At 57.4% G+C, this 16,061-nt stretch carries 15 protein-coding genes and 2 pseudogenes; 12 read left to right on the plus strand and 5 right to left on the minus strand.

All coding sequences use genetic code 11. The annotated features are described in order from the left end of the window. Positions 1 to 46: 46 nt before the first annotated feature. The 7 genes from ASG55_RS25070 to ASG55_RS25100 all read left to right on the plus strand — a co-directional run bounded on the left by ASG55_RS25070 (position 47) and on the right by ASG55_RS25100 (position 5,784). Complete coding sequence (locus ASG55_RS25070) at positions 47 to 1,744, plus strand: copper resistance system multicopper oxidase (protein WP_056791414.1); 1,698 nt, start codon at positions 47 to 49, stop codon at positions 1,742 to 1,744. An 11-nt stretch (positions 1,745 to 1,755) separates the two neighbouring features. Beyond that, on the plus strand, positions 1,756 to 2,625 hold the full coding sequence (locus tag ASG55_RS25075; protein ID WP_056791559.1) for a copper resistance protein B: 870 nt from the start codon (positions 1,756 to 1,758) through the stop codon (positions 2,623 to 2,625). A 32-nt stretch (positions 2,626 to 2,657) separates the two neighbouring features. Further along, positions 2,658 to 3,032, plus strand: coding sequence for a copper homeostasis periplasmic binding protein CopC (gene copC, locus ASG55_RS25080; protein ID WP_056791417.1), 375 nt, complete (start codon positions 2,658 to 2,660; stop codon positions 3,030 to 3,032). A gap of 3 nt (positions 3,033 to 3,035) precedes the next feature. After that, on the plus strand, positions 3,036 to 3,905 hold the full coding sequence (gene copD, locus ASG55_RS25085; protein WP_056791420.1) for a copper homeostasis membrane protein CopD: 870 nt from the start codon (positions 3,036 to 3,038) through the stop codon (positions 3,903 to 3,905). Positions 3,906 to 3,963: 58 nt separating this feature from the next. After that, entirely contained in the window at positions 3,964 to 4,749 is a 786-nt protein-coding gene (locus tag ASG55_RS25090; protein ID WP_056791423.1) for a transporter substrate-binding domain-containing protein, read from the plus strand. Positions 4,750 to 4,927: 178 nt separating this feature from the next. Beyond that, entirely contained in the window at positions 4,928 to 5,362 is a 435-nt protein-coding gene (locus tag ASG55_RS25095) for a YeeE/YedE family protein (protein WP_056791428.1), read from the plus strand. A 2-nt stretch (positions 5,363 to 5,364) separates the two neighbouring features. Beyond that, complete coding sequence (locus ASG55_RS25100) at positions 5,365 to 5,784, plus strand: DUF6691 family protein (protein ID WP_056791431.1); 420 nt, start codon at positions 5,365 to 5,367, stop codon at positions 5,782 to 5,784. 58 nt (positions 5,785 to 5,842) lie between these two features. Here the strand turns inward: ASG55_RS25100 and rimA are convergent, their stop codons facing one another. The 4 genes and pseudogenes from rimA to ASG55_RS27355 all read right to left on the minus strand — a co-directional run. Then, positions 5,843 to 6,652 carry a S6 modification regulatory phosphodiesterase RimA gene (gene rimA / locus ASG55_RS25105; protein ID WP_056791436.1) on the minus strand — a complete coding sequence of 270 codons (810 nt, stop codon included), beginning with the start codon at positions 6,650 to 6,652 and terminating at the stop codon, positions 5,843 to 5,845. A gap of 141 nt (positions 6,653 to 6,793) precedes the next feature. After that, positions 6,794 to 7,666 (minus strand): methyl-accepting chemotaxis protein, encoded by an 873-nt coding sequence (locus ASG55_RS27785; protein ID WP_442962996.1) that lies wholly within the window; start codon positions 7,664 to 7,666, stop codon positions 6,794 to 6,796. 33 nt (positions 7,667 to 7,699) lie between these two features. Next, positions 7,700 to 8,728 (minus strand): annotated as a pseudogene (locus ASG55_RS27790) (methyl-accepting chemotaxis protein); the annotation flags it as partial. A 423-nt stretch (positions 8,729 to 9,151) separates the two neighbouring features. Next, positions 9,152 to 9,288, minus strand: a pseudogene (locus ASG55_RS27355) (Lrp/AsnC family transcriptional regulator); the annotation flags it as partial. Positions 9,289 to 9,518: 230 nt separating this feature from the next. Between ASG55_RS27355 and dusA the strand changes: the two are divergent. Together dusA and ASG55_RS25120 are read left to right on the plus strand one after the other, a co-directional pair. Next, entirely contained in the window at positions 9,519 to 10,529 is a 1,011-nt protein-coding gene (gene dusA / locus ASG55_RS25115; protein ID WP_082530344.1) for a tRNA dihydrouridine(20/20a) synthase DusA, read from the plus strand. Between the two features lie 75 nt (positions 10,530 to 10,604). Further along, positions 10,605 to 10,976, plus strand: coding sequence for a DUF2388 domain-containing protein (locus tag ASG55_RS25120; protein WP_056791440.1), 372 nt, complete (start codon positions 10,605 to 10,607; stop codon positions 10,974 to 10,976). Here the strand turns inward: ASG55_RS25120 and ASG55_RS25125 are convergent, their stop codons facing one another. Further along, complete coding sequence (locus ASG55_RS25125; RefSeq protein WP_056791442.1) at positions 10,977 to 11,810, minus strand: undecaprenyl-diphosphate phosphatase; 834 nt, start codon at positions 11,808 to 11,810, stop codon at positions 10,977 to 10,979. A gap of 491 nt (positions 11,811 to 12,301) precedes the next feature. Between ASG55_RS25125 and ASG55_RS25130 the strand changes: the two genes are divergently transcribed. From ASG55_RS25130 to ASG55_RS25140, 3 genes are all read left to right on the plus strand, one after another. Continuing rightward, complete coding sequence (locus tag ASG55_RS25130; RefSeq protein ID WP_056791444.1) at positions 12,302 to 13,042, plus strand: winged helix-turn-helix domain-containing protein; 741 nt, start codon at positions 12,302 to 12,304, stop codon at positions 13,040 to 13,042. A gap of 277 nt (positions 13,043 to 13,319) precedes the next feature. Further along, positions 13,320 to 13,979 (plus strand): winged helix-turn-helix domain-containing protein, encoded by a 660-nt coding sequence (locus ASG55_RS25135; protein ID WP_016775451.1) that lies wholly within the window; start codon positions 13,320 to 13,322, stop codon positions 13,977 to 13,979. Between the two features lie 390 nt (positions 13,980 to 14,369). Then, entirely contained in the window at positions 14,370 to 15,764 is a 1,395-nt protein-coding gene (locus tag ASG55_RS25140) for an undecaprenyl-phosphate glucose phosphotransferase (protein WP_056791447.1), read from the plus strand. Positions 15,765 to 16,061 lie beyond the last annotated feature (297 nt).

A 16,061-nucleotide genomic window follows, 5' to 3' on the forward strand; every position in this document is an offset into this window, starting at 1 on the left:
GGCTGGCTAGTCTCTCTGTCATGAGTCAGACGGGGATTTCCAGCGCATGCCTTCCACTCCAACAAGACGTACCTTTGTCAAAGGCCTGGCCGCTGGCAGCGTGCTCGCAGGCCTCGGGCTGTGGCGTACACCGGTCTGGGCGCTGAACGGCGCCGCCCCCCTCAACGAACTGAGCGGCAACGAATTCGAGTTGTTCATCGGCGAAACTCCGGTCAATTTCACGGGTTCCGCACGCACAGCGATGACCATCAACGGCAGCCTGCCCGGCCCGCTGTTGCGCTGGCGCGAAGGCGATACCGTGACGCTGCGGGTGCGAAACCGGCTCACGGCTGACACCTCGATTCACTGGCACGGCATTCTCCTGCCGGCGAACATGGACGGCGTACCGGGCCTGAGCTTCCACGGCATTGAACCGGGCGGCGTGTATGTCTACCAATTCAAGGTCCGGCAGCACGGCACCTACTGGTATCACAGCCATTCCGGCTTACAGGAGCAGGCCGGCGTCTACGGGCCGCTGGTCATTGAGGCCAAAGAGCCGGAGCCGTTCCAGTACGATCGCGACTACGTGGTGATGCTCAGCGACTGGACCGACGAAGACCCGGCCAGCCTGATTAAGACCCTGAAAAAACAGTCCGACTACTACAACTTCCACAAACGCACCGTCGGCGATTTTATCGACGATGTCAGTGAAAAAGGCTGGGGCGCCACGGTCGCCGATCGCAAGATGTGGGCGCAAATGAACATGAATCCCACCGACATTGCCGACGTCAGTGGCGCCACGTATACCTTTTTGATCAACGGCCAGGCCCCCGATGACAACTTCACCTGGCTGTTCCGTCCCGGCGAAAAACTGCGCCTGCGCCTGATCAACGGCTCGGCCATGACCTATTTCGATGTGCGCATTCCGGGACTGAAGATGACGGTGGTGGCTGCCGATGGCCTGTACGTCAAACCGGTCAGCGTCGATGAACTGCGTATCGCAGTGGCCGAGACCTATGACGTGATCGTCGAACCTGAAAGCGAGGCCTATACCCTCTTCGCTCAAGCGATGGATCGCACTGGCTACGCCCGTGGCACTCTCGCCACACGCGCCGGCATGTCGGCAGCAGTGCCGGCGCTGGATCCGCGTCCGTTGGTGAGCATGGACGACATGGGCATGGGCGGCATGGATCACGGCAGCATGGACATGAGCGCCATGGATCACTCCAGCATGGGCCCGATGCAAGCCCATCCCGACAGTGAAAACAACAATCCGCTGGTGGACATGCAGGCCATGATCACCGCGCCAAAGCTTGACGATCCGGGCCTTGGCCTGCGCAACAACGGCCGCCGAGTGCTGACCTACGCCGACCTGCGCAGCACCTTCGAGGACCCGGACGGCCGCGATCCGGGCCGCACGATAGAGCTGCACCTGACCGGCCACATGGAGAAATTCGCCTGGTCGTTCAACGGCATCAAATTCTCCGATGCCGAGCCTTTACGGCTGAAATACGGCGAGCGCATCCGCCTGGTGCTGGTCAACGACACCATGATGACCCACCCGATCCACCTTCACGGGATGTGGAGCGATCTGGAAGACGAAAACGGCAACTTTCAGGTGCGCAAACACACCATCGACATGCCGCCCGGCAGCCGCCGCAGCTATCGCGTCACCGCCGACGCCCTCGGCCGCTGGGCCTATCACTGTCATCTGCTTTATCACATGGAAACGGGCATGTTCCGCGAAGTGCGGGTGGAAGAATGAAGAGGCCGATCATGACTCGACTCAGCGTGTTTCCGCTGCTGCTAGCCGGCACCTCCGCCATGGCCGCCGACGCCATGCACGGCATGGACCACAGCCAGATGCCCGGGATGGATCATTCGGCAATGCAAAGCATGGACGACGGCATGATGCAGCCCGCCGCGCCGAGCGAAAGCCGCACGCCAATTCCGCCCGTGACCGACGCCGACCGCGCTGCGGTGTTCACCAGCCCCGGCGGTCATCAGGTGCATGACAGCGTTATAAACAGTTACTTTCTTGCCGACAAACTCGAATGGCAGAACGCCGATGACGGCAGCGCTTTGGCCTGGGACCTGTCCGGCTGGATCGGCGGGGATACCGATCGGCTGTGGCTGCGCTCTGAAGGCGAGCGCAATAACGGCAAGACCGAAGACGCGGAAATTCAAGCGCTATGGGGCCATGCCATTTCGCCGTGGTGGGACGTGGTCAGCGGCGTGCGTCAGGACTTCATACCCGGCGCACCGCAAACCTGGGCCGCGTTCGGCGTGCAAGGCATGGCGCTGTACAACTTCGAGGCCGAAGCCACGGCTTTCCTTGGCGAGGGCGGCCAGAGCGCGGTACGTCTGGAGGGCGACTACGACATCCTGCTGACCAATCGACTGATCCTGCAGCCGACCGCTGAACTGAATATCTACGGTAAGAACGATCCGCAGCGAGGCATCGGCTCAGGGTTGTCCAATACCGAGGCGGGCCTGCGGTTGCGCTATGAAATCCGCCGCGAATTCGCGCCTTATATCGGCGTGACGTGGAATCGCACTTACGGCAACACCGCCGACTACGCCCGCGAAGAAGACGAGGATCGCAGTGAGGCGCGCCTCGTCCTAGGCGTCAGGCTGTGGTTCTGAATTCTTCTACAAAAACAAACCGGAGACCTTGCATGCGCACATTAACCCTGCCCCTGATATTCGCCAGCGGATTGCTCCTGAGCACCCTCGCCCAGGCCCACCCGAAACTGCTTTCGTCAACGCCAGCCGAAGGCGCGGAAGGCGCCGCGCCGGGCAGGATCGAGCTGCACTTTTCCGAGAACCTGGTCACGCAATTTTCCGGGGCCAAACTGGTAATGACCGAAATGGGTGGCATGGCTCACTCGCCGATGCCGATGAAAGCCAAAGTCAGCGCCAGCAGCGATCCGAAAACCATGCTGATCACCCCGCTCGCCCCGCTGCCTGCCGGCACCTATCAGGTGCAGTGGCGCGCGGTGTCCGCCGACACGCACCCGATCACCGGTAACGTCACGTTCAAAGTGAAGTGAACAATGGCGGACCTGCTCAACATCATCCTGCGGTTCGCCTTGTATATCGATTTGCTGCTGGTGTTCGGGCTGGCGTTATTTGGCTTGTACAGCTTCAACACGTTGCTACGGTCCCGTCCGTTGTTGCGGGGCATGGCAGTGACAGGGGCATTGCTGTCAGTGGCCGGGCTGGTGCTGATGACCCGCGCCATGAGTGGCGAAACACAGCTCGCGGCGTTGTGGCCGCACCTGCAGATGATGGTGTTGGAAACGGACGTCGGCCTGGCGTGGGCACTGCGGATGACAGCACTGGCCATCGTGGTGATCCGACCGGGTCTGTGGCCAGCGTCGTTGGCAGGCGCCATTGCCCTCGCTTCGCTGGCATGGAGCGGGCATGGCGCAATGGACGAAGGATGGCTGCGGTTCTGGCACTTTCTCAGCGACATCTTGCACCTGCTTGCGGCGGGAGCGTGGTTGGGTGCCTTGCTGGCGCTGGTGTTGATGGTGAGCGGGCGGATCGGTGACACACGCCTTCGCTTGATAGCCGATGCAGTGAAACGCTTCGAATGGGTGGGCGCGCTGATCGTGCTGACGGTGTCGGTCACCGGCGTGATGAATTATCTTTTCATCGTCGGCCCAAGGTTCGACGGAGTGCTGTTCGGCACTTACGGGCTGCTGCTGGCGATCAAGGTGCTGGCGTTCGCCGTGATGCTGGTGCTGGCTGCGTTGAACCGCTTTCATCTTGGACCGTCACTGCAACGATCGCTGCGCGACGGCCAGCACCTCATCGCCGCGAAAGCGCTGCGGCGCAGTGTCGTAATGGAGTTGGCCCTTGCCCTGTTGATCGTGGCGCTGGTGGCGTGGCTCGGCACATTGAGTCCGGACCCGGGATGACACCCGTGGAAGGCTTTCACTACACTGGGCCACCTTCCCTTTCAGAAGCCCGATCTCAATGACAACACTAAAAAGCACGATGATCCTCGGCGGCCTGCTGACCCTGGCGACTGGCGCTCACGCCGACCCGGCCTCGTCCCACCTCGACAGCATTCAGCAACAAGGCCAGTTGCGCGTCTGCACCACCGGCGACTACAAGCCCTACACCTTCAAGCGCAGCGACGGCGACTTCGAAGGCATTGACATCAGCATGGCCCGCTCCCTGGCCGACAGTCTCGGCGTCAAGGTGCAATGGGTGCAGACCACCTGGAAAAACCTGATGCCCGACATGCAGGCCGGCAAATGCGACATTGGCATGGGGGGCATCTCGGTCACATTGGAACGGCAGAAAAAAGCCTACTTCAGCAACACCCTCGATACCGACGGCAAAATCCCGCTGGTGCGCTGCGCCGACCAGTCCAAATACCAGACCATCGACCAGATCAACCAGCCCAACGTGCGCTTGGTGGAACCTGCCGGCGGCACCAACGAAGCCTTCGTCCACGCCTTCCTGCCCAAGGCGCAACTGGCCCTGCACGACAACGTGACGATCTTCCAGCAACTTCTCGACAACAAGGCCGACGTGATGATCACCGACGCCTCGGAAGCGCTGTATCAGCAGAAACTCAAACCCGGTTTGTGCGCGGTGAATCCGCATCAATACATGCAATACGGCGAGAAGGCTTATCTGCTGCCGCGCGATGACATCAGTTGGAAACTGTATGTCGATCAGTGGCTGCATTTGAGCAAGGTCACTGGCAAGTATCAGCAGACGTTGAGTGAGTGGATTGCGGTGCCGCAGTAAGCCACGGAACCCGGCCGACGCGCGCATTGAGGGAACGGTTCGCTCAATGCACGCGTTGGAAAAAAATGGCAGCCGTTATTCAAACAGCACACGGTTGCTACACTGAAATCACAGCGACACGTTCGCTTCCGCCGCGATGCATACCGCACATCCACCGCTACTGCGCTTGAGGCGTCCCATGAATGTCGACTGGCTCAATTTCACGCCTTGGTCTTCCCTTGCCGGCGGCGCGCTGATCGGCCTGGCCGCGAGTCTGTTCGTGGTCGGCAATGGGCGTATTGCCGGCATCAGCGGCCTGATCGGCAGCCTGCTGCAACGCAACCGTGAAGGCGCCAGCGAGAAAGCCCTGTTCATCCTTGGCCTGCTGGTCGCGCCACTGCTGTGGGGATTGTTCAAGGCGTTACCGCCGATCGAGTTCCAGAGCGACTGGTCAGGGCTGATTCTCGCAGGGTTATTCGTAGGGCTTGGCACACGCTACGGCTCAGGTTGCACCAGCGGCCATGGCGTTTGCGGCATATCGCGCCTTTCGCCACGTTCGATGCTCGCCACTGCCTGCTTTATGCTCAGCGGGTTCTTCACCGTATTTGTCCTGCGCCATCTGACGGGAGTTTGAACGTGCTCAAACTCAATGCATTCCTGGCCGGCCTGCTGTTCGGCGTCGGATTACTTCTGGCGGGCATGGCCAATCCGACGAAAGTCCTGGCGTTCCTCGACGTGGCCGGGGCCTGGGATCCCTCGCTGGCATTGGTCATGGTGGGCGCCATTGCCATCGCTATCGGCCCGCTGACCTGGGCACGCCGGCAACGCAAATCGGTACTGGGCAACCCCATGCAACTACCCGTCCGAAAAGAGCTGGACCGACGTCTGGTTGGTGGCAGCCTGCTGTTTGGGGTCGGTTGGGGAATAGCCGGCATCTGCCCTGGCCCGGCAGTGACCATCCTGTTGACGGGCCACTGGCAGGCAATCGTTTTCGTATTGGCGATGCTGGCAGGCATGGGGCTATTTACGCTGCTGGAAACCCGACGCAACCCGTGACCGCAGAACAACCGGCATTCAGGCGCAGGGCATCCACGGCAGCCAGTGTTGGTGGTGATCAATGTTTTGCACAAGATCGCGGATTGGATGATCTCCCCTGCCACGCACTCGTCGAGATCTGCGCCAATGATTTGAAGGCGGGCCTGGCGAACCAGTAGCCCTGCATCAGATAGATGCCGCAATCGGCGAGAAAGTCTCTTTCCTCGGCCTCTTCTATGCCCTCGGCGATCACTTCCACGCCCAACTCTCTACACATGTTCACCACGTTGCGCACGATCGTCTGGCGTACGCGGTCACGGTGAATATTGCGGATCAGCGCCATATCCAGCTTGATCAGGTCCGGTTGAAAATCCGCCAACAAATTAAGGCCGGAATAGCCTGCGCCAAAGTCGTCGATGGCCGTCTTGAAACCAAACTCACGATACTCACGCAAGATATTCATCAAGTGTTTGTTGCTTTCAACGTGCTCGCCTTCCACAGCCTCGAAGATCAGCCGCTCCAGCGGAAAGCCGTATGTGCGCGCCGCCTCCAGCGTGCTGCGAATACACATCTCCGGCCGGTAAACGGCATTCGGCAGAAAGTTGATCGACAGGTACTGCGTCATGCCCAAGTCAGCCGCCGTGGAAATCGCCCGCACTCGACACAGTTGATCGAATCGGTAACGGTTCTGATCGTCCACCTGCTCGAGGACAGACAAGGCGCCTTCGCCGTTCACGCCGCGAACCAACGCTTCATGGGCAAACGTCGTTTGATCGCGCAGGTCCACAATGGGCTGGAAAGCGAAGGCGAAATCCATCTCTGGCACACCTTTGTTTCTACAGCCCTGGCAGCCACCGGGAGACACTATTGATTTTGGAAAGTCGGTCATGAACCACCTGATGACGGCGTGCAACCTTCCATGGCGATAAATAAAACAGCTGCTGGCCTTAGTTATCTGCAAACAAGGCAATAACTGTAGCCCTGCGGCGCCTGAATAGTTGAAGGCACCGCGTGCGCCAAGTTGAAAAGATCAGGTGCGGAAATGCGCGGTCATTCGCTGCAGGTCCTGCCCCAGGGACGCCAATTCGATCGTCGCCGCCGCACTTTCTTCGCTGGCGACAGCCGACTGGTCAGCCACATCACGCACACTGACAATGCTGCGGTTGATTTCGTCGGCCACGGCACTTTGCTGCTCGGCGGCGGCCGAGATCTGCTGACTCATCTCCTGGATCGTACCGATGGACTGATTGATCTCGGTAATCGCCAATTCGGCCTTCTGCGCCAGTACCACCGTATCGAGGGTGCGCTCGCGGCTTGAGGTCATCAGCGTCGCAGCCGCTTGCGTGCCTTGTTGCAGGGTGACGATCAACGCTTCGATTTCCTTGGTCGAGTCCTGCGTGCGCTGTGCCAGCGAGCGCACTTCGTCTGCCACCACAGCAAAACCACGACCCTGCTCACCCGCCCGCGCGGCTTCGATAGCGGCGTTCAACGCGAGCAGATTGGTCTGCTCGGCGACGGCTTTGATCACATCGATGACTTTGCCGATCTGCTCGCTGTCCTGAGTCAGCACATTCATCGCACCGCCCAACTCTTCAATGGCCATGGCAAGTTCGCTGATCTGCACCGTCGCCTGCTTCACCACCGTGCTGCCATGGCGCGCCTGCTGATCGGCGAGGGTCGCGGCAGCTGAGGCATCGGTGGTGTTACGCGCAACTTCCTGCACCGTCGAAGCCATTTCGTGCATCGCCGTGGCGACCTGATCGATCTCGCTCTTTTGCTGACGCACACCCGCGCTGGTCTGCTCGCTCATGGCCGAGAGCTTTTCCGCAGAGGTGGAAATCTGCGTGACGCCATTGCCGATACCTTGCACCAGCGTGTTCAGGTTCTGCGCCATCTCCTGCATCGCATTTTGCAGATCGCCCAACTCATCTTTGCGCGCAGACCTGGCCTGTACCGTCAGGTCGCCTTTGGCAATGCGTCGTGCCAGATCAACCGTCAGCGCCAGCGGCGCAGTGATCTGGCGCGAGATGACCACCGAAGCCAACAGCCCGATCACTAGCGCCAGCGCAGTCAATACCGCCATCTGAATAAAAGCCGAATGCTGATCCTCATGTGCAAGGCGCTGCTGGGTGTCCATCAGGCCACTCATGATCTTGTCCATCGCCTTGCTTTCCTGGTCGACCTGCTCGCGCATGTTCTGCTTCTGCTCAAACAGCCCGGCCACTTCCACCAATACTTCGCGATAACGCCGCATGCCGGAGTGGGCTTCTTCCAGTTGGCTCGACAGCGCCGTCGGCAGGCTGGTGCGCGCCTTGCTGATATCACTCAAGAAGCTATCGATGGTTTCCATCAGCAGTTTTTTGTTCACGTCGTTGGGCACCGCGATGTAACGACGCAACATCAGGCGAAACGTGGTCATGCCATTGCGCAAATCGGCCACCGTGCGCAGCTCCCGAACGCGTTCACCATCGGCAGACGCCAAGGCACTGGTCGTGGTGCCTTCAAGCATGCCGGCAAAAGTTTGCGCGTACTTGTCCGACAGCGCCGTCAGCGGTTTCAGCGCATCGGTGGTCGATTGATCGGCAGCGATCAGCCGTTTGACCTTCTGGTCGTAGGCAACAATCGTGGTTTGCAAAGCCTTCAAGGCTTGCTGGTTTTCAGCGCGAGTCAAGGTGTCCAGCGCCTTGCTCACAAGGCCCTGCAAGACATTCAACTGCGCGTTATAGGACTCGGCGAAGGCTGCGTCAGCGGCGGCTTCGTACTGTTTCTCGGACAGACGCATATTTTGCGTAGCGTCATTCAACGTGCCGATCAGACGCGTCGTACTCAAGCGATCAACCAGCACGCTGTTGCTGTTATAGCCAATGAAGGCAACCGCCAAAACGGCCAGCAGAAGAATGCCGAAGCCGGTTCCCAGCTTGCGGGAAACTTTGATGTCACCGAGGAAATTCGACGCTACTGCCATATTCAGCCTCAAACGTCCTGACGCGAAACGCCAGGCACAAAAAAATTGATCTCCGGTAACCAAAGTCACCGTCCAGACATTCGGGGGGTCGTCATCCAGGGCGTAATACGGGACGCTCCAGCTGTCCCGGAAATGCAAATGCCGATGCTGTGGACGCGTCGATAAATCCGCGATGCGAGCACCGGCAGACAAACCCTTCACGTCGCAAACAGAGCATTTGCACGCTGGATTTATCGTTTCAGCAAAGGTGTCTGGAGGGATGCTATTAATTTTGCGAAAACTTGTACAACTTTATATTTTTGTATAATCGTTGAACTTTTTGAGCGACGTGATGACGCATTGCCATCATGATTTGTGGCACATCGCTATCGGCGTGAAACGGGGGCTGAAAATGTGCATTCAAACGCTTGGCGACTCAATCCTTTACCAGGTGGGAATGGCAATACGCCTACCGGTCGTGGCCTCGCGCAAGCACGGGACTCAATAGAGGCAATCCCCATCTGACGCCGGAGCACCTGCTCGATGAAGTTGCTGGAGCTATCAAGATCCTCTGCCAGCAATCCAGATCGCGTAGTCCGTTTCCGGGGCGAAAATGTGGCTGTCTTGGTAGACTTGCACTCCATTCCGCCGGATGCGGTGTAGCGCATGCTGCCATCCGCCAGTTTTCATGTCCTGACAGCTGCCATAAACGAAAGTGGTACGCGTCGGTTTTGAAGTGGTACATCGTACCACCGAGACCTGAAAAACGCCTGAAAACGCCCAAAAACACGCCGAATACACGTTGAGTAAAATGGTACAGAATCAGAGCTTTAGCCCAGTAAAACCAAGGCCTACGCTGTCTCGGCGGTTTAGTGTCGCACCCATGATGGATTGGACGGACCGCCACTGCCGGTACTTCCTACGCCTCCTGTCGAAGAACGCCCTGCTCTACACCGAAATGGTCACCACCGGCGCGCTGCTCAACGGCGATCACGAGCGTTTCCTCCGCCACAACGAAGCCGAGCACCCGCTCGCCTTGCAGCTCGGCGGTAGTGTTCCGTTGGATCTCGCCGCCTGCGCGCGCATGGCCGAGGAACACGGCTACGACGAGGTGAACCTGAACGTCGGCTGCCCGAGTGATCGTGTGCAAAACAACATGATCGGCGCGTGCCTGATGGGGCATCCGCAGTTGGTGGCCGATTGTGTGAAGGCGATGCGCGATGCGGTGTCGATTCCGGTGACGGTGAAGCACCGGATCGGCATCAACGGGCGCGACAGTTATGCCGAGCTGTGCGATTTCGTCGGTACTGTGCGGGATGCCGGCTGCACGAGTTTTACCGTGCATGCGCGGATTGCGATTCTGGAGGGGTTGTCGCCGAAGGAGAATCGCGACATTCCGCCGTTGCGCTATGACGTCGCGGCGCAGTTGAAGGCGGATTTTCCGGAGCTGGAGATTGTGCTGAATGGCGGGATCAAGACCATGGAGGCCTGCCATGAGCATCTGCAGACGTTCGATGGCGTGATGTTGGGGCGTGAGGCTTATCACAATCCGTATTTGCTGGCGGAGGTCGATCAGCAACTGTTCGGCAGTACCGCGCCGGTGATCAGTCGGGCTGAGGCGTTGGCGCAGTTGCGGCCGTATATCGCCGAGCATTTGCTGGCCGGTGGTGCGATGCATCACATCACTCGGCATGTGCTGGGCCTGGGCACAGGGTTCCCCGGGGCGCGCAAGTTTCGTCAGTTGTTGTCGGTGGATATTCACAAGGCCAAGGATCCGCTGGCGTTGCTGGATCAGGCGGCTGAGTTGCTTGAAGGTCGTTGATTGATGGATTGAGCGTGCGGGCGACGCATGAGCGTTGCCCGCTGTTTTGATGTACTGACAGGATGTCTTTCGTTTATGCCCGCGTTTACTTGTTCAGGTTTCAAGCGTTTCACCCTCCTCGCTTTGTTCAGCTTCACCTCCAACGTTTATGCGCACTGCGATGGCTTTTGCATGGGCCGTACCGATACGCCGTGGGAGGTGACGCAGTTTTCCGGCTTCACTTTGGTGTCTTTGATCCTCGCACCTATTTCGTCTAGCCAGGAAACCACCGACAGTCACAAGCGTGTTTACTCCGCCGAGGAGCAAGAAGACGCGCGACTCTATCTGGCCAGCGACGGCATGCTGCAAGCCGCGTATTTCACCTCGGCCTTGCAGCGCTATCGCCAGGAGTCGGCGGATTCGGGGTTAAATGATCTCGCCGTGGCGGCGTTGATCAGCGCTCAGTGATCAGGCGGCCGCTGCGGCGGTCCAGTTCACCCAGCCGAACAGCCAAGTCGCCAGAATCAACAAACCAAACGCGATCCGATACCACGCGAACGCGGCATAGCTGTGGTTGGCGATAAATTTCAGCAGGCCACGCACGGCGATCATGGCGAAGATGAATGCGGTGACGAAGCCGAGGGCGAAGACAGGCAGGTCGTTGGGTTGGAACAGGTCGCGGTATTTGTAGCCGGAGTACACGGCAGCGCCAACCATGGTCGGCATGGCGAGGAAGAACGAGAACTCGGTGGCGGCTTTGCGCGAGAGGCCGAAGAGCAGACCGCCGATGATGGTCGAGCCGGAGCGTGAGGTGCCGGGAATCATCGCCAGGCACTGTACGAAACCGACCTTCAACGCGTGAGACCAGCGCATGTCGTCGACATGTTCGACGCTGACTACATGGCTGCGCTGTTCGGCCCACAACATGACGATGCCGCCAACAACCAGGGCCACCGCAACGGTGATCGGGTTGAACAGGTATTCATGAATCGCGTCGGCGAATAACACGCCGAGGATAACGGCCGGGAAAAACGCGATCAGCAGATTAAGGGTGAAACGTTGCGCGTTGCGCTCGGTGGGCAGGCCTTTGACGATTTCGAAGATCTTCGGACGAAACTCCCAGACCACCGCAAGAATGGCCCCCAGTTGAATAATGATGTTGAACGCCATGGCGCGTTCGCCGCCAAACTCGAGCAGGTCGGCGACAATAATCTGGTGGCCGGTACTCGAGATGGGCAAGAACTCGGTCAGGCCTTCAACCGCGCCTAATATCAATACCTGGAAAAGGGTCCAGAAATCCATTAATCCTCCGTCAGAGCACTCAGGGTGAGCGACCGGTTCAATAACACTCAGGGGTTGAGTATCTGAAGTAATGCATACAGCGATTCGCCGATCCGGAAGAATAGGGTTTATGCAGAGTTAGACTCAAGAGCTGTTAGTAATCGTCGGCCGACGAACTAAACGGAAAAAATTTACATCTATTACAACAAATATTTCAGTTCAGATATGAAGTGTGATCAACTTCACACATTGTTGACATGGCCAATCAGTGGCAAAAGGACATAGACAACGCCATCGTCACAAGCTCAAAATAGTGGCACCATTGCATATAGCCATCACTTATCCATTAGTTCACAAGCCCGAGAAAATCAACTAAAAGCCTGAAAAGCTTAGTTATTGTTAGAAAACTCGGGAAACACGTCTAAAATCCGCGCAAATGTTACCAATTGTCAGTCACAGATGAGAACCGGTGCTTTAACATCCCGATGTCAGCACCTAATTCGAGTCAACGCATGATGCTCTCAGGGAACTTGGCGACGAGAAGTCCGCGCCCGACAAATGATGAATCCGGTGTTCTTGCGCTGGGTCGTACACTGGGTGTGGCTGATCATTTGAGATCGCTGATCGCAAAGCACGTGCAGCCCGATATGACTCTGGAAACAGGTGCTTTCACTAGTTCATATAAGCAGCACGGTTACATCGGTTCCTACCGCGCCATTTTCGTCATCATCGATAATCCACAAGCTATCGAAGAAAATCTGGTCCTGGTGCAGAACCTGCGCGATGACAACTTGAAGCCACTTATTTGCGCAATTGTCACCGGCCGCGGTGCCGTCAACAAGATCAAATATTTCCTCGCCGGGGCGGATGCCTGTATCAAGCTCAACACATTGAGCGATGACAGCGAAGACTTGCTCGCGGAGTTCTTCAACAGCGAAGACTGGCAACGAGATATCAATCTCACGCTTGATCCGACGCGAATCTGCCTGATGGACAGTCGGCGCAAACTGGATATCTCTTTCGCTGAAATGAAGATCCTCGAGGCCTTTGCGCACACCGGCAATCACATTCTGAGTCATGATGAAATCGCCAGCATCATGGGCCTCAACAGCAATTTCTACGATCCTCGGGCACTGGAAAAATCAATCAGTCGCTTGCGTGGAAAAATCAAGGACATGTATGGTACAAACGCGATTCAGAGCATCCGCGGCTACGGCTATCGCCTGATGCGGGGCCTGATATCGACTGCCTGAGTCTCGGGCAGTCTTCCCTTTTGCATACGTACGAAGGATCGTCTGATGCAGCCATATCGTTTCAATTGCGCCTCATACTTATTAAAACTCAAGCACTTGAATGAGCACGGCATCACGCCACATAACAATAAAACTCCATAACATAGCAGCAGATCGAGTGGAATTTATCGATGGCCATTTTCGGCCAGAACCCTGCCTACGATTACTTCCGAGGAAGTCATTGCTCGCCTGCCGATTTATCTTTTAGCCAATTTTGGTGTGTATTTAGGAGAGAGACATGGAAACGAGTACAACCCTCCCCAGAAAATATTTTGTTGTTGTGACGCACAGCACAACGTCGCAACGTGAACTGGAAAGTATCTTGTCCAGTGAGCGTTTCAATTCGTTTGGCACGTCGCAGGCACAAATGTTTGTTGAAGGTGTTGCTTCGCCCTCTTCCGCCCCGATGGTCATGGAATTCAGTTACCCGAGCCTAAGTCGAAAGAACGTTGCGCGCAGTATCGAACATGATACTCAACGCATACTGGCCACTCTTGAAAATGAATGGCGAGCCGCGCAAACAGACAATCCGTTTCAAAGCTTCCCGACCCGCAGTGCAGAACGCGCTCATATCTCCAATGTCAGCGACAGCACTGAGCCTTGCAGCGATACTTGGCATCTCGACGATGAACAAGGCGTGTTGCTCAAGGACAATGTTGCGATCAGCCTGACTGGCCTGGAAACCGCTCTGGTCAGGAAAATGCTGAGCCATGAAGAGCGCGTGGTCAGTCGTGATGACCTGATCATCAGCATTGGTCGGGAACCCGAGCAATACCGTGGCCTGGAAATGTGCCTGAGCCGATTGCAGGACAAGTTCAAGAGTGCGAGTAATGGCGAGCGATTGTTCCGAGCCGTAAGAAATCGCGGATATTGCCTGATCCAGGAAGTCGTAGCGTAATCACCGGCGCCACTAAAACCGAGACAAACAGATATAAAGTGCGACTACAACAACAAGAAGAGCACTCTGTCTGGTTTTCCCTCCCTGATTCAATAAAAGCTTCCCTGCCTCCACCCTGCAACAGTAACAAATACCCCCTCGCCTTTTCATCCCCCGCTCTACGACCTTTTCTAACAGCCATCTATTTAATTATTAAAAAGTTGGCACTGTGCCATCTTGTTAGAACTCGTCAGACACCATTCCCGGCAATAACTTAGTCTATTGGCTGACGACAGTTCGGCTCTCGATGTTGTTACCTCAAGACACTCGCTAAAACAAAAACAATAAGTCTGCATAACAACTCGGCTTTCAACTGTTGAAACCTGAATGGACGTCTTTTGGGGATATCGTATGGATCTTTCTCTCAGTATTAATCGAAGCACGGGCCTCAAGGGACTGACCTTTTGGGGCCAATGGGCGCTGGCACAGGCTTTCGTTGTGACGCTGCTGTTCATTCTCGCTGAACAGCACACCGGCACCGTCGCGTTCTACTACCGAATGTGCGCCACCCTCGCCGTCCTGGCTTCGGTGCCGGCTTACACATTCAGCGGCGTTTATCGCAAACGCGACAACTACCTGACCGGCCTCGGCCGCTTGTTCATGGGCTGGTCGATGACCATGGCCGCGCTGGCGTGCATCGCGTTTGTCTGCCAGGCCGATGAGCTGTTTTCCCGTCAGGTGATTCTGAGCTGGGCGGTGTACGGCTTCCTCGGTCAGGCGTTTCTCTACGCGCCGCTGCATGCATTTTCCAAGTTCTACCAGCGTTCGCGTAAAAGCGAACACCGGACGCTGATTGTCGGCACTGGCGAACTGGCGCTGGGCCTGGCGAAGAAACTCAGCCAACTGGAAAACCTGCCGCTGATCGGGCTGGTCAGCAACGGAGACAAGCCCGCTCTCGGCTCCGATGCACCGCGTGTCGTTGGTGCTCAGGACGAGTTGCTTGAGCTGATCGAAGCCCACGACATCCGTCGTTTGTACATCACCCTGCCCCTGTGCGAAGCCGCGAAGATCGAAGCGATGTATGTCGATTTGCTCGGCGCCAACGTCGATGTGGTGTGGGTGCCGGACTTGAACAGCCTGACCCTGCTCAACCACTCGGTGAAAGTCGTGGACGGCCTGCCGGCGATTTACCTGAACGAAAGCCCGCTGACCAGCCGCCCGACCGCTGCCCTGAGCAAGAGTCTGGTTGAGAAAACCGTGGCATTCCTGGCAATCATCGCCCTCAGTCCGCTGCTGTTGATCATCGCTCTGGCGGTGAAAATCAACTCGCCCGGCCCGGTGTTTTTCAAGCAGGACCGCCATGGCTGGAACGGCAAGGTGATCAAGGTCTGGAAATTCCGCTCGATGCGTGTCCACGATGACCGCGAAGTAAAACAGGCCAGCCGCAATGACTCGCGGATCACCGCAGTAGGCCGTTTTATTCGCCGCACTTCGCTGGATGAGTTGCCGCAACTGTTCAACGTGTTGCAGGGGCATATGGCGCTGGTAGGTCCACGGCCACATGCGGTGGCGCACAACAATTACTACTCGGGCAAGATCCTCGCTTACATGGCGCGTCACCGAATCAAACCGGGGATCACGGGCCTGGCACAGATCAGCGGCTGCCGGGGTGAGACCGACACCATCGACAAGATGCAGAAGCGTGTCGAGATCGACCTGCAGTACATCAACAGCTGGTCGTTGTGGCTGGATCTGAAGATCCTGGTGAAGACGCCGTTTACGTTGTTGTCGAAGGATATTTACTGAGGCTCAGCGCTGCAGATCACAAGGGGACGAAAGTCCCCTTTTTTGTGGGCGGGATTTTGGTAACCAGTATCGACTACCGGCACAAACCTTGTAGGAGTGAGCCTGCTCGCGATGGCGGTGGGTCAGTCAATGACGATGTCGGCTGACACGAAGCTATCGCGAGCAGGCTCGCTCCCACAGGGATTCGGGTGATGACCTGGATGTGTGGCGTGACGCCGATCAACTGTGGGAGCGAGCCTGCTCGCGAAAGCGGTGTGTCAGGCACTGGAGATATTGGATGTGCCGGACCATTCGCGA

Origin of the sequence: Pseudomonas sp. Leaf434, assembly GCF_001425545.1 — a bacterium.
Classification (GTDB): Bacteria; Pseudomonadota; Gammaproteobacteria; order Pseudomonadales; family Pseudomonadaceae; genus Aquipseudomonas; species Aquipseudomonas siliginis.